Here is a 24671-nt window from a genome sequence, read left to right as displayed (position 1 = left end):
CTATAAAATTTACACATGCACTAGACACTAAATAGCGCTCTCCTCTTCCCCAAATTAAAAATCTGGTTGATTATCTACTGCAATATGACAACAACACATAATCGCAGTGCTTAATTGCGGGAGTAATAATAATGAGTGAAGTAAATAACTATTTAGGTTTAGTCGGTATTGAATTTACCGAGTACGCAACACCTGATGCTGATTATATGGATAAAGTATTTACTGATTTTGGCTTCTCCAAGCTTAAAAAATTCAAAGGTAAAGACATTGTTTATTACAACCAAAACGATATTCACTTTTTACTGAATAACGAGCGTGAAGGTTTTTCTGCAGAATTTGCTAAAAGCCATGGCCCTGCTATTTGTTCAATGGGTTGGCGTGTTGAGAATGCGCAAAAAGCATTTGAAACAGCAGTAGAGCGTGGTGCAAAACCAGCGACCGACTCAACACATAAAAACATGCCTTACCCTGCAATTTATGGCATTGGCGACAGCCTAATTTACTTTATTGAAAATTTTGGCGACAAAGGCACTATTTACGAAAGTGATTTTGAAGACTTAGAAACGCAAAATATTGTAGAAGATAAAGGCTTTATCCGAATCGATCATTTAACCAATAACGTTTATAAAGGCACCATGGAAAAATGGGCTAACTTTTATAAAGACGTATTTGGTTTTACAGAAGTACGTTACTTTGACATTAAAGGTCAAAAAACAGCGCTTATTTCGTATGCACTTAAGTCCCCTTGTGGCACCTTCTCTATTCCAATAAACGAAGGTAAAGGTAACGATAACAACCAAATTGATGAATACCTTGGTGAGTACAACGGCCCAGGCGTTCAACATTTAGCGTTTTTAACAGATGACTTAGTAAGCTCTCTCGATAAGCTTGATAAATCAACAATTGCAACGTTGGATATTATCCCAGAGTACTACGATACTATTTTTGACCGTGTACCTTGGGTTGCTGAAGATAAAGAAAAAATTCGTCAGCATCAGATACTCGTAGATAGCCAAAGTGAAAATTGTTATTTATTACAAATTTTCTCTAAAAACTTATTTGGTCCAATCTTTATAGAAATGATCCAACGCGTTGATGATGGTGGCTTTGGTGAAGGTAACTTCCAAGCATTATTTGAATCAATCGAACGTGACCAAGAGCGTCGCGGCGTTTTATAAAATATTTGAGTAAATTAAAAGCAGCGAACTTCGCTGCTTTTTGTCGTTTTAATATTTAAAAAGTATGGCGCCAAGTACAAGTATGATTAAATAAACTATACCTTGTCGCCATACAGTAAAATCCAAAGGAAATGTAATGAGCCTAATTAACGAAACCCACGATATTAATTTAACCAGCTGGGTAGAATCAGCTAATGTTGATAATTGCGACTTTCCAATTCAAAACTTACCGTTTGCAGAATTTCGTCGTAAAGGGTCTGATGAGGCCTTTCGTGGTGGTGTTGCAATTGGTGACCAAGTAATCGATTTAGCAAAACTAAGTAAATTAAACGTTTTAACAGGTGACGCTAAAACAGCCGCTGATGCAGCAAGTGAAACAACTCTAAATACATTTATGGGTTTAGGGGGGCAGTATTGGTCAGCCCTTCGTTTGGCCCTTTCAAAAGCACTAAGAGCAGGCTCTGAGCACCAACAAGCGCTTAGCGATACATTGGTTGCACAGTCTGATATAGAGTTTTCTTTGCCTTGTCGTATCGGTGATTACACCGACTTTTACACTTCTATTTATCATGCTACTGCTGTGGGTAGTTTGTTTCGCCCTGACAACCCATTATTACCTAATTATAAATGGGTACCTATTGGTTATCATGGTCGCTCTTCATCTATTGACGTATCGGGTCAAACATTTCATCGCCCTAAAGGTCAAACCAAAGCGCCAGACGCTGAAGTGCCATCATTCGGTCCGTGTAAACGCCTTGATTACGAACTAGAGCTGGGTATTTACTTAGGTAAAGGCAATGCACTGGGCGATGCAATCGCTATCGAAAATGCTGAAAACCACGTATTTGGCTTTTGTGTATTTAACGATTGGTCAGCACGTGACTTGCAAGCGTGGGAATACCAACCGCTTGGTCCATTTTTAGCTAAAAACTTTGCCTCAACTGTATCGCCTTGGATTGTAACAACCGAAGCATTAGCGCCTTACAGAACAAGCTGGACACGTGATGAAAACGATCCACAGCCTATGGACTATTTAGAATCAAAAGCGAATCGCGACCAAGGTGCTTTTGATATTCAAATGGATGTTAAAATTCAAACGCAAAAAATGCGTAGCGAAGGCCATAACCCAACGCGCGTATCAACATCTAGCTTTAAGCACTCTTACTGGAGCGTGGCACAAATGGTTACTCACCACACAGTGAATGGCTGTAACTTTATGCCAGGTGACATGCTAGGTTCGGGCACTCAGTCAGGTCCAACGCACGAAGAAGCAGGTTCATTACTTGAGCTTTCTCGTGGTGGCAAAGAAAAAATTACGCTAAGTAATGGCGAACAACGCAGCTTTTTAGAAGATGGCGATAACGTTATTATGCGTGGCTGGTGTGAAAAAGAAGGCTATGCACGTATAGGTTTTGGCTCTGTAGAGAGTACAGTTCTGCCTACAAAATAATACGAGTATTAAATAAAAGGGCTGCTTACTAAAAGCAGCCCTTTTTTATTAATTTTTGAACAGTTACAATTTTTCTCTGGCTTTTTTAACTCAAATTGCTATCTTAATTCGGTTAATAGCCAATGTTTATATGCCATGTCAGTATTTATAAAGTCTTTTTATCAAAAAACATTTCCAGCCCGTCAGTTACTTATTCGCCAAAATGGTGAAGTTAAGCATGTTGTTTTGGCGTCTTGGGTTCAGCTTACTGTTGCAGTACTTGTTTTTGCTACTTTAGCTTGGATCAGTATTTCTACATTACGTGTTTATTCACAAACGAACAAAATTTCCAACATCCAGCAAAACCAATTGAATAAACAACTACTTTGGCAGAAAAAAGTCAGCGAACAAAATGCACTTTATACAAATCAGTTAGAACAGCTGGCTATTCTTGAACAAAAACAGGCTTTATTGCAAAGCATGATAGAGTCATTACCAGCCTCGATTAGCAAAGATTCAATACAGCTTGATAGTAATCTCGAGTCACCAATTAGTGAACGAAAAGAAGAATTTCATGCTCCACTACTTGATGAAGAGCCAAACAATAAGCAAGTGAACTTAGTTACCCCGCTTACTTTTTCAGCAAGATACCAACATTTAGCACAAGCTTATCAAAAAAACTTTGCATTACTTGATAGCCAAATAAATAAACGACACGACGATATTTTAGCAATGCTTAAAGGCGCAGGACTTGAATCGGCACTTAAACAACATTTGGCACTAAGCGAACAAAAAACAGCACAAGGTGGCCCACTTGATGTTTTTGATGAAACAAAAATTCCGACCCAATTTTTACTTATTGCCGATAAACTACTCTTATTAAATAACCTTGAGAGCTTTTTAACAGAGCTTCCGAATTCTTTACCTTTGCCTGCTGCAAAATATTACATTTCAAGTAGTTTTGGTCTTCGCAAAGATCCTATGAATAATCGTCGAGCCTTTCATAAAGGAGTCGATTTAGCTGGTTGGCATAAAACCGAAATTTTTGCCCCTGCTGACGCTATAGTTCTCAGAGCCGGCCGCAACGGTGGTTATGGTAACTTTATTGAGCTTGAACATAAAAATGGCCTTGTGACTCGTTTTGGCCACTTAAATAAGATTAAAGTGAAGAAAGGTCAACTAATTACTAAAAATGATGTAATAGGTTTAATGGGGAGCACCGGTAGAAGTACCAGTACTCACTTGCATTATGAAGTATTACTTGATGGCAAACATGTTAATCCTCTAAAAATAACAAAGGCGCTTTCTCATGTTCGGTAGAAAGAAACAAAAACCAGGAAGCTCTAGTTTAAAAAGAGTAAATAACACTCCCTCTATTATTTCACAAGATGTTCGTCTCACAGGCACCTTAGTTAGCCAAGGTGAAGTACAATTAGATGGTCGTATTGATGGTGATATTAAAGCAAAACATTTAGTTATTGGCTCAACAGGTATTATTGAAGGTATGGTTGAAGCACAAAATGTAGTTGTAAAAGGCAAAGTTATTGGCTCAATAAACGCCAGTGAAGTAAATGTTAAAAGCGGCGCACATGTTCATGGCGATGTATTCCACGATACCTTAAGCATAGATGCCGGTGCGATTATTGAAGGTAGTTTAAAGCAACGTTTTGAAAAAGATGCAATTGAGCTTATTAGTGAAGAATTAAAACCAGTCAGTGAAGTTAAGATGTTGTTAGAGGAAGACGACAGCGGCTTGTCGTTTGTAAATAAACAAGCCACAGATAAAAACTAAATCAACTCAGTTGACTGTTCATTATTTTTTTTCAGTGATATACATTGTAATATCAGCAGTGAATACAAGTTCATTGCGAGTATTATAAAGCTTTACTGGCACAACTAAGTCCTCTTTATCTATCCATTTATGCGGTAAATCAATCTCTGCAATTGCAGTTACATCAGTGTCTACTTTAGCTAAATACTGCACTGTCATCCCTTTTGGGATCCAACGATGCGTTTTAACTGGCACTGTAGCATCAACCATTACACCCGCACACAATTCAGCTAAGTTACACTGCGCAATAGCATGAATAGTTCCAATATGATTATGAACGCTGCGACGATTTTTAACCACCGCACTACAATGGCCCTCTCTCAAATCGAGTACGTAAGGTTTCATCGAACCAAAATATGGCGCTTTAAAGCAAACAGCTTTAGTAAAAAGCCAATTCCCAAAAGGTAAGCGCTTAAACTTGTGCCATGTTTTTACAAGTGCAGATTTATTACTCATTATTATTTTCCATCAACAGTTACTTTTTTAAAATTAACACATCAGACCAGTTTTAAAAAGTGCATTTATGCTGGCTTTTTAGCTTAATCCAATCAAAAAGTAAGAATGACAGCCTATGCAGGGGTCATAAGCCCTTTCTTTTTTATGAGTGCCCACCTAAAATACTCGACAAAAGGAGACTCAATGCAAACACAGCCCGCTAAACCTAATATGACTTTGTTACTTATCTTAGCGTTACTCGTTATATTTTGCCCTATGGCAATCGATATTTACCTACCTGCTTTTCCAACTATTGCAGAACAATTTGCAGTTACTGAACAACAAGTACAGCAAACCGTTGCTATTTTTATGCTAACAGTAGGCCTAGGCCAATTAATTGCGGGCCCTTTAGCTGATAGATTTGGCCGAAAACCAGTGGCAGTAGTGGGCATTAGTTTGTATGCAAGCTCTGCATTACTCGCATACTACTCGCCTTCTTTTGAGGTATTGCTGATAGCACGTGCTTTTCAGGGAATTGGAGCCTGTGCCACGTTTGTTGTCGCATTTGCGATAGTGCGTGATAAATATGGTAGTGAACGAAGCGGTCAGATGATCACCTACCTTAACGGGATTGTGTGTTTCATTCCGGCAATGGCACCTATTTTAGGGGCTTGGCTTACCGTACAGTTTGGCTGGCGTATGAACTTTATGTTTTTAACCGCGTTTGCCATTTTGGGCCTTATTGTTACGCTATTCTTTTTTAGAGAAACTCGCCCTGCTGATAGTCATTATCAGGGGCATATTTTAGATTTACGTCGCTTTACACCGATTATTAAAACACCGGTATTTTTGTTTAATAGCCTAATTTGTATGGTCTCAATGTCGGCCATATTAGTGTATGTAACGCTCGCTCCAGGCTGGCTTATTACACATTTAGGCGGCACCGTAGCCGACTTTACTTTTTGGTTTACGTTAAATGCCGTAATAAGTATTGTCGCAAGTTTTATTTTACCAACCTACATTAAACGAAATAGCCAACGTGCTTTGCGTGTCGGTGTGAGTGTACTGGTTTTCTCAGGCATTTTAATGTTAGCCCTTAGCGGTATAGAAACAGCATTTGCGCTTATGTTACCTATCTTAATTGCTGCATTAGGGTTTGCTTTAAGTTTAGGCTCTGCAGCAGGAATGTCTCTGTCTAGCTTTCCTAAACAAGCAGGCACAGCCTCTGCATTACTCGGTGCTATGCAAATGAGTGGCGCTAGCATATTGGTAGTATTGACCCAGTATTTAGGGCTAAGCACACCATGGCTAATTGCTTTTCACTTATTATTACTAGCTCCGCTTTGGTTTATTTTAATGAGCAAAAAAGCCCATACTTTACACCCAGCTAAAAGTACTCAATGATCAATCCTGACTTTCTAATCTCATTTTTATTAGCCAGCTTTTTAATGGCAGTAGCGCCTGGGCCATCAAATGCATTTTTGATGGCGCAAACATTTGCTAATGGTCGAAGTGCTGGTATGCAAAGTGCTTTTGGTTTTGCATTAGGTGGGGTTGTTCATACGCTATTTGCTGTTGTAGGTCTAAGCGCAGTACTAAAAGCCTCTCCTAGTGCCTATGCCGCAGTGCAATATGCAGGTGCAGCATACTTATGCTATTTAGGGTCTATGATGATTAAAGGCACGCTAAAGCAGCCAGAGCCGACACCTGATGACAAGCAAACCGATAAACCGCATATAAGTACCAGTAAAAAAAGTAATGTCATGTTTCAGGCCATGATGACTGAAGTACTAAACCCTAAAGTAGCATTATTCTTTATTGCATTTATTCCACAATTTGTAGATCCAACGCTTTCATCGGCTACTTTTCAGCTCGCGTTTTTTGGCTTACTTTACCCTCTTTTTGCTTTTCCAATTGACTGCACGTATATTTATTTTGGCGACAAAATTGCACAGTTTTTTAGACGTAACCCAAATAGCCAACTTTGGATTGATAGGATCACTGGCATTGTATTTATTGCCCTTGCTATCAATCTATTATTTTAACTAACCTGCACTTTGGTTAAGAGATTTATTCTTCCGAGTTTAGGTTCATCAATAAAAAGAATTAGCATGGAACAAAAAACACAATCTCTTCCCGCACAAAAAAATATTGCTTTAGTTGCGCACGACGGTAAAAAAGCAGCATTAAAATTATGGTGTGAAAAACACAAAGAAATACTAAGTAAGCACACTTTATATGGCACAGGTACTACGGGGCATTTAATTCAAAAAACCACGGGGCTTGATGTAGTTCAGCTTTTAAGTGGTCCTATGGGCGGCGATCAACAACTTGGCGCTAAAATAGCAGAACATGAGATACATGTTTTAATATTTTTTTGGGACCCATTAGCATCACAGCCTCATGACCCTGATGTTAAAGCACTACTGCGTTTAGCAGCTGTTTGGAATATTCCGGTGGCGTGTAATGAAGTGAGTGCAGATATGTTATTAAGCTCACCGCTTATGGACGTAGAGCTTGAACGTACATTGCCAGATTACGAAAAATACCTCGCAACCCGACAAATAGATCTTTAAACCTCAATTGTAATCTAGGTTATTTATAAAGCATGCTGGCCCATTTAGTCAGGCCAGCGGTTACACTACCAAAGTGATCCCCGTTAACCATTTTTATATCGCCTAAGTGCTCACTTAAAGCCGCTTTAATCAATGGTGATTGTGCACTACCGCCTGTTAAGTAAATAATGTCTGGCGTGGTCGCAGCGTCGCTGATTGCTTGTTTTGCTAAAGTAACTATTTGGCTAATACTACTCTCAACGGCAACAGCTAAATCGCTTACCGATACATTTTTATTCAGTCCACTATCTAAAAAGCTTAAATCGCAATCAAACGCACTAGCTGATGAAAGTGCTATTTTAGCCGCTTCACCTTGTTGCACTAATTGATGGCCTTGCTTGTTTTGCTGTAAATGTATTAAACGCTTATAAAGCTCAGGCGCACTTACATCACGTAATTGTGCATTTAGCTCTCGGGTATGGCTTTCACTATAAAATTGGCTTTGTAAGTTTACATCGTTAATTTTACACGCTTGCCAAAACGCTTGATTAGGCAAAGGCAAACCCGATTTAAACGTACTGCCTAAACCCAATAACGGCATTAAACCATGAAAGCTCAAAGCAATATCTAAATCATTTCCGCCAACACGTTTACCACTGTGAGATAAAAAATCGCTATCGCGCTGGCTATTTCCTCTAAAGCTTGGACCCATTTGTACAAATGAGCAGTCACTTGTACCACCACCAATATCAATAACGAGTACTTTTTGATCCTGAGTTAAATCACTCTCGTAGTCGATACCCGCAGCAAGTGGCTCATATAAAAACTCTACGTCTTTAAAACCAGCACGTTTAGCAGCACGCTCTAAAATACCGACCGCTTGTTGATTTGATTGCTCGCCACCCACAGCTTGAAAGTTTACTGGGCGACCAATCACTGTTTGTGTAAGTGTTTTACCTAAAGAGCGCTCAGCGCGTTGCTTAATTTTTAAGATCATCGCGGTTGCGATATCTTCAAAAAAGTTAATTTGACCTTGCTTTAAACCTGTTGCACCAAAAAATGATTTAGGAGACTTAACAAAATAGCCTTCTTCAGGAAACTGCACGTACTCGCTAATCGCTTCACGACCAATAAATAGGGTTTCATCTGAAGGTTGTAAATCAAGGTCTGACTTAATACGAGGTAAGGTATTTAATAATGCTTGGCGCTGCGTTAAAAAGTCATGCTCATGGGCTGTGCCATGTAAATGCTTAGCAACAAAATCAACAACCAACGCACTGTGATGAGTGTAAAGTGTAGACGGTAAGTAATGTTTTCCTTGCTCTAGCGGTACTAATTGAACATTACTCTCGCTCATTACACCCATAGCACAATTAGAACTACCGTAATCAAAACCTACAAACATACTTCACCACACATTACCAAAAAGGCCGCGCAATTTAGCACACTTTGTAAAATTTATAAATGTTATAAACTATCTCTGACCCGTAAAAAACTAGCAAAACGCGGTAACCCATTTTTTGTTAAGCCATGAAATCGGTACGTTACAGTACTACCAATCTCCGGTGGAATGGAGCGCTGTGCATCATTAAACCCAGTACCAATAGAAAATACCTGCCCCTGCGCTGTTTTTACCCTTAATGCCCCTAACATTCCTTGATATTTACCTTTGCCTGGTAAGTGGGCAATTACAACCGCTTCTGCATCTAAATAAGGTTTTAATTTTAGTAATGCATTACTTCTTCCATTGCTGTGCTTCGCGCTGGCCAAATGAAGCATTACGCCCTCGCCACCCTGCTTAGTTATATCGTCAAAATACTCTGTAAGCTGCTCATTATTTGTAAAGCTATATTGACCTACAGCACTAATGTGCGGCGAGTTTAGGCTAGTAATAAGCTCATTATAGTTTTTATAACGAGTGCTAAAAGGCAGATTTTTATCTGGCATATCAAATACTTTATAGGTAATAGTTTGCCAATCATGATTATTAGGTTTTTTAGTTCTGACTATGCCACTCAGCGCAGAAAAGTGCTCACGTTTAGTCCACAGCTCACCATCAAGCCATACATTTGGCAATGGCGCTGTAAACCAACTTGGCGCATTGATAATATTACCCTTACGAGTTAAAAACTCCGTGCCGGTCCAGATAGCTCTTACGCCATCATATTTTTCACTGACTAAATACTTACTTACATCGTAATGTTTAGTTTCGTTATATACTTTAGCCAGTAAAACAGGGGGTTGTGCTGCACTTATACATTGCGTAAAAAGTACAACAACAATTAAAAGCAGGTGTTTAATAGTAAACATTAGCGCATCCAAGCAAGTAAAAGTTGGCTTAAACTATAGTTGAGATTGCACCCATTGCCAAAACTCATCTAAGTTACTCATTTTATAGGTAGCTTGGCTAAAATCGTGATCTTTTGTGTGGCTATTAGCAATGGCTACAACACGTAACAAGGCGTTATTGGCCGCCGTAACGCCGGTAAATGTATCCTCAACGGCGATTGCATTGCCTGCCTGTATATTTATCTGCTCAAGTGCCAGTAAATACGGATCCCCTGCAGGTTTAGGATTAGTTACATCGTCTTTTGTTACCACCGTGTCAAACAGCTCATAAAATCCTAAACCTTTAAGTATTGGCATAGCTTCACTTTTAGCACTGCCCGTTACTAGGGCCATTTTTAAGCCACTCGCTTTTACAGCTTTCAACGTTTGCTCAGTAAACGGCATTAGTGGTGGTAAATGTGTTATTACATATTCGCCAAATAAACGGTATTTTTCATCTGCTAAAAACTGTGCACTTACCGATAAGTTATGCTCTTGCTTAATTTCGATTGCAGCTTCTAAAGTAGGCCGTCCCGAAAAGCGCTGGCAAAAATCATTTTCTAAATAACTAACACCGTAAGGCTTAAGTAGTTTACTCCAGCATACAAAGTGCATGCTTTCTGAATCAACTAATGTGCCATCCATATCAAATAATACTGCTTGTAAAGTCATCCTCATTCCTTATACCAACCTGCATAAATCTTTGATCAATTTAACGAATTAAATTGCACTATAACTTCGTTAAAAATTTTTTATTTAGAACAACTAGATACAAAAATTTTTGCCTATTTCTAGCGTAATTTTCTTAACGTTAAATAGAACCCATATATAAGCAGATTGGTATTATTTAACCTAAGCTAAATTTAGGCAATAAAAAAAGGCGCCTTAAGCACCTTTTATATAAATACAGTTATTGCGTTAAGCCTGCTGGTGGCTCACCCGTTGCTTCTTCACCCGTATCAACATCGACAAGCTCGTAGCCACGCGTTTTACGCATAACTTTAAGTACAGGCTTTTCAAATGCTGTTTTTAAACGATCTGAGTCATCTTTCAACTCATCAAGTGTTGTACCAAAAGGGGCTGCGCCTGTTTCTGACCAGTTAGTCACTTTACCGTTCAGGTTATATTCTACTTCGTGTATTTGATATTGCGCTGCTTCGTCTTTCGTTGCTTCACAAAAAATTACACGGTAATTCCAAAATCCAGCCATCTTTTTATCTCTTTAAATTAATTAACGCTACTTTACCAGCTTTATAAAAACATAAAAGCCTGCACAAGGCAGGCTTTTAAAAATTAATATAATTTAAGGTTATCTTTAGAAGAAGTTAACTTTAAACTCAGCGCCAACATAGCGTTCTTCATTAACCATTGCTGTGTTGTTATTAAAGTCGATTGCACCAATAGCAACTTGCTCATCAAATAAGTTACGAGCAAAAACAGCTACTTCGTATTCATTATCATCCTGAGCCCAAGTATAACCGGCGCGCACACCTACTTCTGTTAACGGTTTACCTTCAAACTCAACCGCTTCATATAAGAAGAAGTTAACTTTACTGCGGTACGATACATCGGTGTAAGCGTAAAAGTTACCATCGGCTAGTTCTTTTGAATAACGAAGTGTTATGTTAGAAATAAACTCAGGTGCATTAGGTAAGCTATTACCATCAATGATTGCTCTGCCATTCACTGTCGTATCAGTAATATGCAATGTGTCACGATCTGGTACAGGAATGGTAATGCTGTTATCTTTTAACTCTGTTTTGTTATAACTAAAGTTAAACGTGGCATTAAGCTCATCAGTTAATACCCACTCGGTATCAAGTTCAAAACCATAACCTGTTGTCTTATCTGCATTGAGCAAACTTGTGGTATTTGCAGTCCCACCTACAGCAGTTAATTGCTGATCATCCATAGTAAAATAATAAATACTCGCATTTACACGCCCGCGACCATCAAGTACGTCTGATTTGAAACCTGTCTCATATGAAGTAACAGTTTCAGAGTCAGCTGTAGTAACCTCGTCAGAGAACGTGATACGACCTTGAATACTAGGAGCGCGGAATGTATTTGCAACTCGTGCATATAAATTAACATCATCATTTAATTTATAAGACGCTGAAATATCCCAACTTACATGATCATCACTTACATCAGTTGTACGGGTGATATCGTTTGTACATTGTATCAAGTTATTTAGGCAGTCATCGCTAACTATTTTACGTACTGCTTCAAAGTCTTTTTCATCGTCTGAGTAACGAAGGCCAGCCGTTAGTTTTAAATCATCAGAAACAGTGTAATCTACAGAACCAAATACAGCCCAAGCTTTAGTATCTTGCTGTTGATTAACGTAACCGTTTAACGCGCCTCCAGCTAGAGTGTTATAGCCGAAGTTTTCAATCGTTACTGATTCATCAAAATAAAATAAACCGGTTTGAAAATTAACATCGCCGTCAAAGTTACTCGCTAAACGTAATTCTTGCGTGTATTGGTCGTGATCTGGTAAACCACTTTCACTTTCTGATGGGAATGGAATTGAACCTGGACCATGAAACTCACCTAAAAAGTCAGCACCATAACCACCATCAATATCGCCACGCGAGTTTACTTCTGCGCTTTCCCAACCTGAAATTGAAGTAATTGTATAATCATTAAAATCATATTCTAGCTTTAAGCTTAAACCTTGTGCATCAACAGTTTGCTTTTCACGTGCTGCTGCATCGTGGTAAACAACTTTATAATCAAAGTCATCAACTAGATCGTTAGTGCCACTTTTAATTGCATTCGCACGAAATGGAATAGGTGTGCCATCCATATTACGTACGTGATAATTAAGTAAGGCTGAAAAATCATCTTTTTCATATAAAAATTGGATACGTGCAGCTCTATCGGTGTAACCACCTAGTACATCATCTTGCTCAAAACCTGGCGCACGGTTATCAATAAAATTATCTTTGTCTTGCCAAAGAACAGAAACACGTGCTGAAAGATTATCAGTTAAACCACCACCCACCGCGCCTCTAAAATCAACGGCACTGTCTGTGCCATATGATACTGAGCTAAAACCTTCAAATTCTTGGCTAGGTTTAACCGAATCAAATTTTACAAGACCAGCCGGTGTATTACGGCCAAACAATGTACCTTGCGGACCACGTAAAACCTCTACACGCTCAACATCAAATACAGGGAAACCTTTTAGAATCGCATTTTCTTGAACGATATCGTCAACAACCAGTGACACAGGTTGTGATGCATTTAAATCAAAGTCGGTATTGCCTAAACCACGAACATAAAAACGTGGAAATGTACGGCCATAAGAAGACTCAATCGCTAAACTTGGAATTTTCGCATTCATAAAGCGAATATCCATACCGGCAGAGCTATACACATCAAGGTTATCACCTTGTAATGCAGATACTGCCACGGGTACTTCTTGAGCGTTTTCGACACGTTTACGAGCGGTTACTTGAATAACTTCTAATTGGTTGCTTTTTTTAGCTGTTTCTTGCGCAGCTAAAGAAGAAAATGAAGTACCTGCTACTGCAGAGAACAACGTTGCGTTAATTAGGGTTGCTAACGTAGATCGTTTCATTGCTTTCATGTTGGGTTTAACCTTTTGTGTGCACTCTTATTCAACGGTTTATGTGTTGCGCAATTTATACCATGGAGGTAGATTGCGGGTTCGACCAATTTTTCGCGTCTTGCTATAGGCTGCGCGGACCTTATTATCGAGAGTACAAAAACGATGTTATAAGGCTGAACGAACGATCGATATTATACCACCACGTAATAATTTTACTGCAAAAAGATGAGCAAAAAAGTAAACTCTTTTGCAACATTTAACTACACGTTATGCCATTTTTATACATTTAAAGGCATAAAACACAATAAATAAGGACATATGTCCTTATAAAAAAACAACAAACAAAGTAGCCATTTGCACTTTTTAAACAAAAATGAAAAAACACGAACATAGTTTGAAAATAAAAAAGCTGCACACGGCAGCTTTATTTTTTATGGACTCAGATAACTGAATGTTTTTATTTGATACGCTTAAGTGCAATTTCACCATCTATATGAATATCACGCTGCGGGAAAGCAATCACTACATCATGCTCTTCAAATACAGCGTAAATACTAAAGCGAATATCACTGCGTACTTTTCTAAGCATAGTCTCCGACTCTGCGCACACCCAAAAAATAGCGTTAAATACAAGTGAGCTATCGGCAAAGTCATCAAATAGTACTGACGACTTTGGATTAGCCAATATAGCTTCATGGTCATCAAGTACTTGCTGAATTAGCTTTTTAACCAGCAGTACGTCCGATCCGTATGCAACACCAACGCTCACCGCTGAACGCGCATTACCATCAATTAGTGTCCAGTTAGTTACTGTATTTTCTAATAGCTGGCTATTGGGTATCAACATATGCACACCATCGTTTCGGCGTATACGTGTTGAACGTGTATTTATTGTCTCTACAACCCCTTTTGCATCACCCACTTCTAAAAAATCACCAATACGAATTGGTCGCTCCCACATAAGTATCCAACCACTTATAAAGTTGTTGATAATATTTTGTGCACCAAAACCAACGCCAATAGCAATAGCGCCCGATACGAATGCAAATGCAGTAACGGGGATACTAAGCACTTCTAAGGACGTAAAAACTAAAATAGCAATGCTTATAATAAAGTAGATACGAGTGAATAAATGCACCGCGTCTTGGCTTAACTTTTTTGCTAGTAAGGTTTTTTTTATCAACTTACCAATACGCGTAACAACAAACCAAATAGCGAAAAGTATTAAAGGTACTTTAATGATTTTTGCAACGGTAATATGTACATCGCTGTAACTAAATACAACAAAGGCAAGAATTTGGTTTATGTGTTCTAACGTCATTTATTTTCCAATACAAGCAAGGAGCGCTTTAAAGTTAAATCGCTATAGAGTGAAAGTGATTCAGTGTTGGGTAAGTTTAGCACGTCATAATATAACTTAAACACACTGTTAATAAGTTCAATATGCACTGATTTAACTCTTACTGCAGCAAGTCCCCTCTAGTTATTAAAAAGTGGCGCGAGGTTTGTAACCTAGTGGGCTCAGTAAAAACCGAGCAAAGCTTCCGCATCCTGCTCACGCCCCTTATCTACATCCTGTAAGCAACAAAGAGTTAATCGTCCTTAGAAATAACCCGACGGGCAGCGCATGCTTGGTCTTTGTGCTACGTTATGGCCTATTTATGGGGAATAATCACACTTCATAGGCTCTGCCTTGCCTAAAAACCAAACATACTGATGCAAGTTCAACCACCAAAGTTCAACACGCCCTAACCTACATTTTAGAGCATCGTAATAAAATAGGGTGTCTACTTGCATAGCAAGAGTAAGTGTATAAACAGCGCCTCTTTTGATACTCAGCAGTAGTTAAAACGATGTTTTAGAGCTGTATTTACCTACCTAAATGCCTGTTATTAGCTAATTTGCGTTCAAATCCCGCTTAATATCGATAAACTTTATTGTATATAAATCAGAATTTGGTAAGTTAACTGGGTTTTTAAACTCATAAAGCCTATTCCGGCTAATCTTTCTATGGAGTTATTATGCGTAAGACACTGATCGCCACTACTATTGCTAGTGCCCTAATACTATCGGCCTGTTCATCAGATGAAACAACAAAAACGGCAGAAGAAGGCGCAGCACAAGTGCAAGACATGAACGCAAACAATGTTTTATTTAAACCAAGCCCATTGCAATATATGGCGCCAGAATTTGATAAGTTTGGCACAAAAGACTACGAAGCAGCGTTTGATGCTGGTATTGCACAGCACACAGCGCAAATTGAAGCTATTGCTAATAACCCAAAACCTGCAACATTTGAAAATACATTAGTTAAAATGGAGCTATCAGGCGAGTTATTGAACCGCGTATCGGCTGCTTTTTACAACTTATCGGGTTTAATTTCAGATGACGAATACCAGCGCATTGATGAAAAAATGGCGCCGGTATTATCAGCTCACTCAGACGATATTTACTTAAATGGTGCATTATTTAAGCGCGTACAAACAATTTATGACAATCAAGATAAATTAAATGCTGAAGATCAACGTCTAGTTGACTTTTACTACAAGCAGTTTGTAAAAGCAGGTGCTAAATTAAATGACGCTGAAAAAGCTAAAATGCGTGAAATTAACTCAGAGCTAGCTCAACTGTCGACCGCGTTTTCACAAAACATTTTAAAATCATATAAAGAAGACGTCATTGTCGTTACTGATAAAAGTAAATTAGCCGGTCTTTCTGAAGGTGAAATTGCAGGTCTTGCAGCTTCTGCTAAAAAGGCGGGTAAAGACGGCTACATGATCACGTTAGTAAATACAACGCAACAGCCTATTTTAAGCAGCCTTGAAAACCGCGACCTGCGTGAGCAAATTTTTAAAGCTTCTGCAAATCGTGCTGCAAAAACTAACGGCCCTATCATAATTAAAGAAACCAACCTACGCGCTCAAAAAGCAGAGCTTTTAGGTTATAAGGATTGGGCTTCTTATGTAATGACATCGCGTATGGCGCAAACAACTGACAATGTATATGGCATTCTAGACGACCTTGCGCCAAAAGCAGTTGAAAAAGCCAAAATAGAAGCAGCCGCTATTCAAAAAGTGATTAACGATTCAGGCGAAAGCTTTGAGCTTAAACCATGGGATTGGACTTTTTATGCTGAAAAAGTACGTGCAGAAAAATACAACTTAGACCCTGCACTTGTTAAGCCTTACTTTGAAATGGATTCTGTAATTCACGACGGTTTATTCTTCGCGATGAATAAACTATATGGCATTACGTTTAAAGAACGTAAAGATCTTCCCGTTTATCATGAAGATGTAACTGTATACGAAGTATTTAACGCTGATAACAGTGCTATCGGTTTATTTTACTTAGACCCATATGCACGTGAAGGTAAACGTGGCGGTGCATGGATGAGTGCATACGTAAGCGAAAGTGGCTTAAAAGGTACTAAACCAGTTATTTACAATGCGCAGAACATTCCAAAACCTGCTGCAGGCGAACCTACGCTAATGACGTTTGACGAAGTGTCTACTATGTTCCATGAATTTGGTCATGCTGCACACGGTTTATTCTCAGATGTTAAATACCCAAGCTTAGCGGGTACTGCAACGGCGCGTGACTTTGTTGAATTTCCGTCGCAAGCAAATGAAGATTGGATGATTGAACCAACGGTACTTGCTAACTACGCTAAGCATTACAAAACAGGTGAGCCAATTCCACAAGCTTTACTTGATAAAGTACTTGAATCGCAAAAATTCAACCAAGGTTACGGCACTACTGAATATTTAGCCGCTGCACTACTTGATATGGAATGGCATTCATTTGGTTCTGATGAAAAAATTACTGATGTTCAAAAGTTTGAACAAGACGCGCTAGAAAAACACGGTATTGCTTACTACCCTGTTCCACCGCGTTACAAATCAAACTTCTTTAGCCACACATTTGCAGGTGGTTATTCAGCAGGTTACTACGCGTACCTATGGACTGAAGTGTTTGCAGCAGATGCCTTTGCACATATGGAAAACAACGGCGGCTTAACACGTAAAAATGGTGACAAGTTCCGTAAAGAAATCCTATCAAAAGGTAACAGCCGCGACTTAATGCAAAGCTACATTGAGTTTAGAGGTCAAAAACCAACTACCGACGCATTACTTAAGCGCCGTGGTTTAGTTGAGTAAATAACTTAATTTATTAAGCTCACTTTTATAAAAGCCCGCTTGCGGGCTTTTATTGTTTATACCCTCACATATAACAGATAAACTTAGCTCAATATTTATTAAAAGATGATGGTTATGCAGTACTTATTTACAGTCACTTTGCTATGGGCGTTTTCGTTTAGTTTAATTGGTGTGTACTTAGCAGGACAAGTTGACGCTTGGTTTAGCGTATTAATACGCATAGCACTGGCAACACTGATTTTTTTACCTTTTTTAAAGCTCAAACAAACGCCTAAACCTTTAGCCTTAAAGCTTATGCTGATTGGCGCTATACAACTTGGTGTTATGTATAGCTTTTACTACCACTCATTTTTATTTTTAACCGTTCCTGAAGTACTGCTATTTACTGTAATGACTCCTTTGTACATTACCCTGCTAAATGATGCATTGAATAGACGCTTTAACCCACGCTTTTTTATAGTCGCACTTATTGCTGTAATCGGTGCAATTACTATTCGTTACGAAAACCTAAATAGCGATTTCATAATCGGTTTACTATTAGTTCAAGGTGCGAATATAAGTTTTGCTGTAGGCCAAGTCACCTATAAACGCTTAATGAATAAAAATCAACTTGATGATAAAACCGTATTTGGGTGGTTTTTTATAGGCGCACTTATTATTGCCATAATTTGTTATGCATTATTTGGCAATTCAAACAAATTACCAACCACTTCTACTCAGTGGGGCATACTGATTTATTTAGGGGTTGTTGCATCAGGCCTTGGTTACTTTATGTGGAATAAAGGCGCAACCCTGGTCAACGTTGGAGCTCTAGCAGTCATGAATAACTTACTTATCCCAGCAGGGATTATTGTTAACGTGCTTATTTGGAACAGAGATGCTGACATAGTTAGGTTAAGTATTGGAGCAGCTATAATGTTAGGTGCATTATTGGTCAATCAAATGCTTAATAAAAAGTGAATTAATAAGTTTGTAGCTAAATTGTCATTAATAATCATTAAAGTAGTACAAATTTTACTTTTTAAGGATAAACAATGAAACGTATTACCTTACTTACAAGCTGTATATTGTTAGCCGCACTTGCAGGCTGTGATGACGATGTAGAAATAGTAGAAAAAGAAGTGGTTGTTACCAACACCGAAGTGGAAATTGTTGAAGTACCTACGCCCATTGTTGTAGAGGTTGCTGAAGGCGCAAATATTCAGCTAGGCACTCGCCCCGACTATTTAATTGATGATATGGCGCAAAGCACACTAAAAACAAAATTAGAGTCATGCAGCGAAGGGCCATTTTATCGTACTGATTTTTCCATTGGTCATCGCGGTGCGCCAATGCAATACCCTGAGCATACTAAAGAAGCCTACATTGCTGCAGCAAGAATGGGCGCAGGCATTGTTGAATGCGATGTTACATTTACAAACGACAAAGAGCTTGTTTGTCGCCACTCTCAATGTGATTTACACACCACGACTAATATTTTAGCCATTCCTGAACTTGCAGCGAAATGCAGTGTGCCATTTACACCAGCCGATCCTGCTAATGGTATTGCTGCATCAGCTAAATGTTGTACCAGCGACATAAGCTTAGCGGAGTTTTTAACACTTGAAGGTAAAATGGATGGTGCAAACACTAATGCAACTACCGTTGCCGATTACATGGATGGTACACCAAGTTGGCGCACTGATTTATATGCCACCAACGGCACATTGATGACCCATAAACAAAGCATTGCACTGTTTAATGAGCTGGGTGTAAAAATGACCCCAGAACTAAAATCGCCACAAGTAAGTATGCCATTTGATGGAATGACACAAGAGCAATATGCGCAAAAAATGCTAGACGAGTACACACAATTGGATGTGCCAGCCTCAAAAGTGTACCCGCAATCATTTAACCTTGATGACGTAAAATACTGGATTAACAACAACCCTGACTTTGCAGACAAAAGCGTATACCTAGATGGTCGCGACAGTGAAGCCGGTTTTGATCCAAGTAACCCACAAACATGGCAACCGAGCATGGATGAACTTGTTGCCGATGGCGTTAAAATTTTAGCCCCTCCTATTTGGATGATGCTAACAATAGATAGCGAAAACAATATCGTCCCCTCGCAATATGCAATTGACGCTAAAGCGGCAGGTTTAGCGCTTATTGCATGGAGCCTTGAGCGATCAGGCCCGCTAAATGAAGGCGGCGGCTATTACTATCAATCAATTGCTGATGTTATAGATAACGATGGCGATATGATGACGGTTGTTGATGTACTTGCAAAAGACGTGGGGGTTATGGCTATATTTTCAGATTGGCCTGCTACGGTAAGTTATTACGCCAGTTGTAATAAAATGCCTGCAAGTATTTAATACCAATCTGCTTATATATGGGGTCTATTTAACGTTAAGAAAATTACGCTAGGGCCTGTTTATCTTTCGAGGTTAAATTTGCATCAGACTGTTTGGTATTTAGGCAAGGCAGAGCCTATGTAGTGTGGTTATTCCCCATAAATAGGCGATAACGTAGCATAAATGCCAAACAGGCGCTGCCCAAAGGGTTCTGCCTCGGGGCTATTTACTCTTTTTTACTCGGTTTTTACTTAGCCCACTAGGTTACAAACCTCGCGCCGCGATTAAATGCCCCTAGATTGAACAAATTTTAATCCTGAAAGGTCAATAGGCCCTAGAACTAGGCAAAAATTTTTTTATCTAGTTGTTCTAAATAAAAATTTTTAACGACGTTATAGTGAAATTTAATTCGTTAAATTGATCAAAGATTTATGCAGGTTGGTATAAATACTCGACAACAAAAGTCGTTTATTTTATCGCGCTCAGTTACCATATCATTATATAATTTTATTTAACTGAGCGCTTTTATGATAATCCAACAACATAATGCTGACTTGCCAACACCTACAGGTTTAATGCGAACAACTGTATATCGCCCTCAAGCGCAAGGACAGTTCCCTGCTATCATTTTTTATTCTGAAATATTTCAGCAAACCGCCCCGATTGCACGCAGCGCAGCTATTTTAGCAAGCCATGGCTTTGTGGTGTTAGTCCCGGAAGTATTTCACGAGTTAAACCCTATAGGCACTGTGCTTGCTTACGACGATGCAGGTAAAGACAAAGGCAATGCCGACAAATGGGCAAAACCACTTGAGCATCATGATAGCGACACGCAAGCCATTATCGACTTTATAAAGCAACAAACTTACTGCACAAGCACCGTAGGCGCAATGGGCGTATGCATTGGCGGACATTTAGCTTATAGAGCAGCACTTAACCCTGAAATTAAAGCGGCTTTTTGTTTATACGCTACTGATATTCACAGCAATACATTACCGGCAAAACTAGGCAACAACTCATTCGAGCGTATGGCTGATATACAAGGTGAAATTCACTTTATATGGGGAAAACAAGACCCGCATGTACCAAAGGAAGGCCGCACTAAAATATACCAGCAATGCGTAAGCACTGGCATTAATTACCAATGGCAAGAAGTTAACGCACAGCATGCCTTTATGCGTGATGAAGGTGAGCGATATGACGCTGCCCTTGCTATTAATATGTATCAACAAGCGGTTGCATTATTTAGCCGTACTTTATAAGTGCTTTATAGATATTTTAAAAGCGAAAATAATTAAACGCCTTTCAGCATACCTAAAGCGGTATGCTGCTTTACAAAGTATGCTTTTAAGTAATCAATAAACAATCGTAACTTTTTAGATCCCGCAGCCCCTGGCGGAAATACTCCGTACAGTTCAATATCTTTGCTTTTATAATCATCTAATATTATTTCAAGCAACCCAGCTTGTACTTTTGGCCACGCATCGTAAAGCGGAATACGCCCGATGCCATGCCCCGCTTCTACAAAGGCAGTACGTGCGGCTGCGTTATTAGTACTTAGCCCGCCTTGCATTGTAATATCGTGTTTTTTGCCATCTTTTTGAAGTGTTAATGTTTTACTCCCGAGCTGGTAAACGACCCATTGGTGCTCTGCTAGCTCTAAGGGCGTTTTAGGTTTTCCAAAATGTGCAAAGTATTCCGGCGCGCCACAAATACAGGTGCTCATTGTAGTCAGCTTGGTTGCCTGCAAGTTGGAGTCACTCAGCGCCACCCCCCTAATTGCAAAATCAAACCCATTTTTAATAATATCGATAACGTCATCCGTAAGTTGTAAATCAATTTTTATTTTAGGATATTGCCGTTTAAAGGTATTTATTGCAGGCACAATTAATTGCATTCCTACATTTACGGGGCAACTAATTTTAAGCAAACCTTGTGGCTCACTTTTTATATTTTCTATTTGTTGATTAGCGGCATTGGCTTGTTCGGTAATTATTCTACAACGCTCATAATAAGCAATGCCGGCTTCAGTGAGCGCCATGGTGCGGGTTGAACGATTTAGTAAAGTGATTTCAAGTTGGGTTTCTAATTTTTTTAAATGATAACTTGCCACGGCTCGCGTAAGCCCTAGCTGTTTAGCAGCAGCGGTTAAGCTACCCTGCTCTACAATTTGTGCAAATACCACCATACTTTTTAACTGCTCAAACGACACTTTCATAAACGCTCCACAATGTGTTTCAAATTCAACTCTTTAATTGTATCAATTATTAAATCAATAAAGTCAAATTTATCATCGTTGTTTAAAGGAGTGTTAGTCCATATAGTAATCGGTAAGCAAGATTACTAATTTAAATCATCAGAAGGAATATATTCAATGTCTAAAAAAATACTTATGGTTCTTACATCTCACGCAGAACTTGGTAACACTGGCGAAAAAACAGGTTTTTGGGTAGAAGAATTTGCAGCCCCTTATTACGCCTTTGTTGATGCCGGCGTTGAAGTAACGTTAGCGTCTCCAGCTGGCGGCCAACCACCCATTGATCCGACAAGTACACTTGCTGATTTTCAAACAGATGCAACAAAACGTTATGACGCAAATAGCGCAGCACAAACATTAATGGCAAACACTAAAGTGTTGAGTGAAGTGAATTCAAGCGATTTTGACGCTGTATTTTACCCAGGTGGCCACGGCCCATTATGGGACTTGGTTGACAACACAGATTCAATTTCACTTATCGAAAGCTTTGTAAAAGAGCAAAAACCGGTTGCTGCGGTATGCCATGCAAGCGCGGCATTTTTAAATGTTAAAGATGCTGATGGCAATGCATTAGTAGCGGGTAAAAAAGTAACTGGTTTTACTAACTCAGAAGAAGCTGCAGTACAACTTACCGATATCGTGCCATTTTTAGTTGAAGACGAGCTAATTAAAAAAGGCGGCGATTATCAAAAAACTGACGACTGGGGAGTATTAGCACTAGTAGATGGTTTAGTAATTACCGGTCAAAATCCAGCAAGCTCTGAACTAGCTGCTAAAAAGCTACTAACTAAGTTAGGTTAATAGCGAGTAATAATTAAAATTAAGCACAGTATTTTATGCTGTGCTTTTTTAATTGCTTTTCATTAGCAAGTACAATTCCTATACTGGCAACTCTTAAAGTCAATTAGGGCAATTATATGGCAACCAAGCCAACCACACTGTCATTACTAACCAGTACCCGTTTCGCAATTTTTAGTATTGTTGTTATTTGCTTTGTACTACAAGTAATTAATAGCCTCCCTGGTATAAGCTTAAATGGTTTAGGAATATACCCACGCAGTATCCAAGGCTTAATTGGCATACTATGCGCGCCTTTTTTGCATGGTAGCTGGTGGCATTTTGCCAGTAACATGATCCCATTTGTAGTATTAAGTTGGCTAATTTGCCAATACAGCGTTAAGCGTTTTTATAATGTATTTATTTTTACCGCTTTAGTTGGTGGACTGTTAGTTTGGGCATTTGGGCGCAGTAACATACATGTTGGTTTAAGCGGTGTTATATATGGTTTGTGGGGATTTATACTTTGCTATGGCGTGGTCAGGCGTTCGTTAAAATCCATTATCATTGCTATTGCTGTTGCCATACTTTATAGCGGTTTTATATGGGGTGTTTTACCTCAGCGCTACCATGTATCGTTTGAAAGCCATCTATTTGGAGCGCTAAGCGGGTTGTTTTTAGGTTATAGATTAGCAAAAAACGATAAGCTAAAAGGTCGATGAGTTAAATATTAAACGAAACCTTTAATTAATTTTTTATGTCCCCATTTATGAGTAAGTATTAAACAATTCTATTTAACATTGAGGTTATTTATGAGTGATGAAAACGAGTATACACCACCAAAAGTATGGACGTGGGAAAGTGAAAGTGGCGGTAAGTTTGCTAGTATTAATCGCCCCGTTGCCGGCGCGACTCATGACAAAACTCTACCTATTGGTGAGCACGCATTTCAGCTTTATTCTCTTGCGACACCTAATGGTCAAAAAGCCACTATTATGTTTGAAGAGCTTTTAGAGCTTGGCTTAACTGGTGCAGACTACGACGCATATTTAATAAATATAGGTGATGGCGATCAGTTCGGTTCTGACTTTGTTGATATTAATCCAAATTCGAAAATCCCAGCACTAATGGATCATTCAACCACGCCACCGACTCGTATTTTTGAATCGGGTTCTATTTTACAGTATTTGGCTGAAAAATTTGATGTACTCATCCCTAAAGACTTAAAAGCTAAAACGCAGTGTCGTAACTGGCTGTTTTGGCAAATGGGCTCAGCGCCATACTTAGGTGGCGGATTTGGTCACTTTTATAGCTATGCGCCAAGTAAAATGCAATACCCTATTGACCGTTTTACAATGGAAACTAAACGCCAACTTGATGTGTTAAATCGCCATTTAAGCGAAAATGAATACATGGCAGGTGATGAATACTCAATTGCCGATATTGCAATTTGGCCGTGGTACGGATCGCTAGTTCTAGGTGCTTTGTATGATGCTGCTGAGTTTTTAGATGTTGCTTCATACACTCACGTTGTACGCTGGGCTACACAGGTTTCAGAGCGTCCAGCTGTAAAACGCGGTCGTCGTGTTAATCGCACATGGGGCCCTGAAGAAGAGCAAATGGCAGAGCGCCATAAAGGCAGTGATTTTAAATAAAATAGCCACGCATCTTTGTATAAAAGCCAGTAATATTTGCTGGCTTTTATACTTCAAAAAACACGCCATTTATTGCCAATAAATCAATTAAAGCAACAGCTTAATACAAATTAACTATTTAAATAATTTATTATAAAATTATTTTCTTTT

Annotated in this window: 22 protein-coding genes; 14 read left to right on the top strand and 8 right to left on the bottom strand. The window is 39.0% G+C overall.

The annotated features are described in order from the left end of the window. Positions 1-131 precede the first annotated feature (131 nt). The 4 genes from hppD to NRL14_RS00935 all read left to right on the top strand — a co-directional run bounded on the left by hppD (position 132) and on the right by NRL14_RS00935 (position 4399). Complete coding sequence (gene hppD / locus NRL14_RS00950; RefSeq protein ID WP_008134701.1) at positions 132-1178, top strand: 4-hydroxyphenylpyruvate dioxygenase; 1047 nt, start codon at positions 132-134, stop codon at positions 1176-1178. A 136-nt stretch (positions 1179-1314) separates the two neighbouring features. After that, positions 1315-2628, top strand: a complete 1314-nt coding sequence (fahA, locus tag NRL14_RS00945) for a fumarylacetoacetase (RefSeq protein WP_149606641.1) — start codon at positions 1315-1317, stop codon at positions 2626-2628. 135 nt (positions 2629-2763) lie between these two features. Next, a complete protein-coding gene (locus NRL14_RS00940) occupies positions 2764-3927 on the top strand; it encodes a M23 family metallopeptidase (RefSeq protein WP_007376893.1) in 1164 nt (387 codons plus the stop codon). Continuing rightward, positions 3917-4399, top strand: coding sequence for a polymer-forming cytoskeletal protein (locus tag NRL14_RS00935; RefSeq protein WP_149606640.1), 483 nt, complete (start codon positions 3917-3919; stop codon positions 4397-4399). Before NRL14_RS00940 ends, NRL14_RS00935 begins: the two co-directional genes overlap by 11 nt. A 21-nt stretch (positions 4400-4420) precedes the next feature. On the opposite strand, the gene NRL14_RS00930 is transcribed toward NRL14_RS00935, so the two are convergent. Next, the gene (locus NRL14_RS00930; protein ID WP_008134698.1) at positions 4421-4894 is read right to left on the bottom strand and encodes a hotdog fold domain-containing protein; all 474 of its coding nucleotides are present in this window, start codon (positions 4892-4894) and stop codon (positions 4421-4423) included. 183 nt (positions 4895-5077) lie between these two features. Between NRL14_RS00930 and NRL14_RS00925 the strand changes: the two genes are divergently transcribed. The 3 genes from NRL14_RS00925 to NRL14_RS00915 all read left to right on the top strand — a co-directional run bounded on the left by NRL14_RS00925 (position 5078) and on the right by NRL14_RS00915 (position 7449). Then, positions 5078-6277: a multidrug effflux MFS transporter gene (locus NRL14_RS00925; protein ID WP_149606639.1), complete on the top strand. Its 1200-nt coding sequence runs from the start codon at positions 5078-5080 to the stop codon at positions 6275-6277. Then, positions 6274-6918, top strand: a complete 645-nt coding sequence (locus tag NRL14_RS00920; RefSeq protein WP_306723769.1) for a LysE family translocator — start codon at positions 6274-6276, stop codon at positions 6916-6918. Before NRL14_RS00925 ends, NRL14_RS00920 begins: the two co-directional genes overlap by 4 nt. Positions 6919-6984: 66 nt before the next feature. After that, a complete protein-coding gene (locus NRL14_RS00915) occupies positions 6985-7449 on the top strand; it encodes a methylglyoxal synthase (protein ID WP_002958191.1) in 465 nt (154 codons plus the stop codon). Positions 7450-7468: 19 nt separating this feature from the next. On the opposite strand, the gene yegD is transcribed toward NRL14_RS00915, so the two are convergent. The 6 genes from yegD to NRL14_RS00885 all read right to left on the bottom strand — a co-directional run bounded on the left by yegD (position 7469) and on the right by NRL14_RS00885 (position 14657). Then, complete coding sequence (gene yegD / locus NRL14_RS00910) at positions 7469-8833, bottom strand: molecular chaperone (RefSeq protein ID WP_306723768.1); 1365 nt, start codon at positions 8831-8833, stop codon at positions 7469-7471. A 62-nt stretch (positions 8834-8895) separates the two neighbouring features. Then, positions 8896-9738, bottom strand: a complete 843-nt coding sequence (locus NRL14_RS00905; RefSeq protein WP_306723767.1) for a DNA ligase — start codon at positions 9736-9738, stop codon at positions 8896-8898. 33 nt (positions 9739-9771) lie between these two features. Then, entirely contained in the window at positions 9772-10428 is a 657-nt protein-coding gene (locus tag NRL14_RS00900) for an HAD family phosphatase (protein ID WP_306723766.1), read from the bottom strand. Positions 10429-10666: 238 nt separating this feature from the next. Next, positions 10667-10966, bottom strand: a complete 300-nt coding sequence (locus NRL14_RS00895) for a hypothetical protein (protein WP_007581307.1) — start codon at positions 10964-10966, stop codon at positions 10667-10669. A gap of 105 nt (positions 10967-11071) precedes the next feature. Then, positions 11072-13354 (bottom strand): TonB-dependent receptor, encoded by a 2283-nt coding sequence (locus tag NRL14_RS00890; RefSeq protein WP_033040865.1) that lies wholly within the window; start codon positions 13352-13354, stop codon positions 11072-11074. A gap of 439 nt (positions 13355-13793) precedes the next feature. Continuing rightward, a complete protein-coding gene (locus tag NRL14_RS00885; RefSeq protein WP_008137029.1) occupies positions 13794-14657 on the bottom strand; it encodes a mechanosensitive ion channel family protein in 864 nt (287 codons plus the stop codon). A 700-nt stretch (positions 14658-15357) separates the two neighbouring features. On the opposite strand from NRL14_RS00885, the gene NRL14_RS00880 reads away from it, so the two are divergent. The 4 genes from NRL14_RS00880 to NRL14_RS00865 all read left to right on the top strand — a co-directional run bounded on the left by NRL14_RS00880 (position 15358) and on the right by NRL14_RS00865 (position 21094). Beyond that, positions 15358-17493, top strand: a complete 2136-nt coding sequence (locus tag NRL14_RS00880) for a M3 family metallopeptidase (RefSeq protein ID WP_306723765.1) — start codon at positions 15358-15360, stop codon at positions 17491-17493. Positions 17494-17607: 114 nt separating this feature from the next. After that, entirely contained in the window at positions 17608-18453 is an 846-nt protein-coding gene (locus NRL14_RS00875; protein ID WP_306723764.1) for a carboxylate/amino acid/amine transporter, read from the top strand. 74 nt (positions 18454-18527) lie between these two features. After that, positions 18528-19853 (top strand): glycerophosphodiester phosphodiesterase family protein, encoded by a 1326-nt coding sequence (locus NRL14_RS00870; protein ID WP_007376880.1) that lies wholly within the window; start codon positions 18528-18530, stop codon positions 19851-19853. A 506-nt stretch (positions 19854-20359) separates the two neighbouring features. Continuing rightward, positions 20360-21094 (top strand): dienelactone hydrolase family protein, encoded by a 735-nt coding sequence (locus NRL14_RS00865; protein WP_306723763.1) that lies wholly within the window; start codon positions 20360-20362, stop codon positions 21092-21094. 32 nt (positions 21095-21126) lie between these two features. Here the strand turns inward: NRL14_RS00865 and NRL14_RS00860 are convergent, their stop codons facing one another. Then, a complete protein-coding gene (locus tag NRL14_RS00860) occupies positions 21127-22050 on the bottom strand; it encodes a LysR family transcriptional regulator (protein ID WP_007376878.1) in 924 nt (307 codons plus the stop codon). A gap of 156 nt (positions 22051-22206) precedes the next feature. Here NRL14_RS00860 and NRL14_RS00855 point away from each other — a divergent pair, with 156 nt between their 5' ends. From NRL14_RS00855 to yghU, 3 genes are all read left to right on the top strand, one after another. Continuing rightward, positions 22207-22890 (top strand): type 1 glutamine amidotransferase domain-containing protein, encoded by a 684-nt coding sequence (locus NRL14_RS00855; protein WP_306723762.1) that lies wholly within the window; start codon positions 22207-22209, stop codon positions 22888-22890. A gap of 116 nt (positions 22891-23006) precedes the next feature. Continuing rightward, positions 23007-23588 (top strand): rhomboid family intramembrane serine protease, encoded by a 582-nt coding sequence (locus NRL14_RS00850; protein WP_033031816.1) that lies wholly within the window; start codon positions 23007-23009, stop codon positions 23586-23588. Positions 23589-23678: 90 nt separating this feature from the next. Continuing rightward, positions 23679-24521 carry a glutathione-dependent disulfide-bond oxidoreductase gene (gene yghU, locus NRL14_RS00845; protein ID WP_007376875.1) on the top strand — a complete coding sequence of 281 codons (843 nt, stop codon included), beginning with the start codon at positions 23679-23681 and terminating at the stop codon, positions 24519-24521. Positions 24522-24671 lie beyond the last annotated feature (150 nt).

The sequence above is a fragment of the Pseudoalteromonas sp. 20-92 genome, from assembly GCF_030847595.1.
Taxonomy (GTDB): Bacteria; Pseudomonadota; Gammaproteobacteria; order Enterobacterales; family Alteromonadaceae; genus Pseudoalteromonas; species Pseudoalteromonas fuliginea.
This window is presented reverse-complemented; position numbering and strand designations above follow the sequence as displayed.

Coding starts and splice junctions, on each gene's coding strand:
- NRL14_RS00855 (WP_306723762.1), top strand. CDS start 22,207: ATGTCTAAAAAAATACTTATGGTTCTTACATCTCACGCAGAACTTGGT.
- yegD (WP_306723768.1), bottom strand. CDS start 8,833: ATGTTTGTAGGTTTTGATTACGGTAGTTCTAATTGTGCTATGGGTGTA.
- hppD (WP_008134701.1), top strand. CDS start 132: ATGAGTGAAGTAAATAACTATTTAGGTTTAGTCGGTATTGAATTTACC.
- NRL14_RS00850 (WP_033031816.1), top strand. CDS start 23,007: ATGGCAACCAAGCCAACCACACTGTCATTACTAACCAGTACCCGTTTC.
- NRL14_RS00935 (WP_149606640.1), top strand. CDS start 3,917: ATGTTCGGTAGAAAGAAACAAAAACCAGGAAGCTCTAGTTTAAAAAGA.
- NRL14_RS00865 (WP_306723763.1), top strand. CDS start 20,360: ATGATAATCCAACAACATAATGCTGACTTGCCAACACCTACAGGTTTA.
- NRL14_RS00875 (WP_306723764.1), top strand. CDS start 17,608: ATGCAGTACTTATTTACAGTCACTTTGCTATGGGCGTTTTCGTTTAGT.
- NRL14_RS00915 (WP_002958191.1), top strand. CDS start 6,985: ATGGAACAAAAAACACAATCTCTTCCCGCACAAAAAAATATTGCTTTA.
- yghU (WP_007376875.1), top strand. CDS start 23,679: ATGAGTGATGAAAACGAGTATACACCACCAAAAGTATGGACGTGGGAA.
- NRL14_RS00920 (WP_306723769.1), top strand. CDS start 6,274: ATGATCAATCCTGACTTTCTAATCTCATTTTTATTAGCCAGCTTTTTA.
- NRL14_RS00890 (WP_033040865.1), bottom strand. CDS start 13,354: ATGAAAGCAATGAAACGATCTACGTTAGCAACCCTAATTAACGCAACG.
- NRL14_RS00870 (WP_007376880.1), top strand. CDS start 18,528: ATGAAACGTATTACCTTACTTACAAGCTGTATATTGTTAGCCGCACTT.
- NRL14_RS00880 (WP_306723765.1), top strand. CDS start 15,358: ATGCGTAAGACACTGATCGCCACTACTATTGCTAGTGCCCTAATACTA.
- NRL14_RS00940 (WP_007376893.1), top strand. CDS start 2,764: ATGTCAGTATTTATAAAGTCTTTTTATCAAAAAACATTTCCAGCCCGT.
- NRL14_RS00895 (WP_007581307.1), bottom strand. CDS start 10,966: ATGGCTGGATTTTGGAATTACCGTGTAATTTTTTGTGAAGCAACGAAA.
- NRL14_RS00930 (WP_008134698.1), bottom strand. CDS start 4,894: ATGAGTAATAAATCTGCACTTGTAAAAACATGGCACAAGTTTAAGCGC.
- NRL14_RS00925 (WP_149606639.1), top strand. CDS start 5,078: ATGCAAACACAGCCCGCTAAACCTAATATGACTTTGTTACTTATCTTA.
- NRL14_RS00860 (WP_007376878.1), bottom strand. CDS start 22,050: ATGAAAGTGTCGTTTGAGCAGTTAAAAAGTATGGTGGTATTTGCACAA.
- NRL14_RS00900 (WP_306723766.1), bottom strand. CDS start 10,428: ATGACTTTACAAGCAGTATTATTTGATATGGATGGCACATTAGTTGAT.
- NRL14_RS00885 (WP_008137029.1), bottom strand. CDS start 14,657: ATGACGTTAGAACACATAAACCAAATTCTTGCCTTTGTTGTATTTAGT.
- fahA (WP_149606641.1), top strand. CDS start 1,315: ATGAGCCTAATTAACGAAACCCACGATATTAATTTAACCAGCTGGGTA.
- NRL14_RS00905 (WP_306723767.1), bottom strand. CDS start 9,738: ATGTTTACTATTAAACACCTGCTTTTAATTGTTGTTGTACTTTTTACG.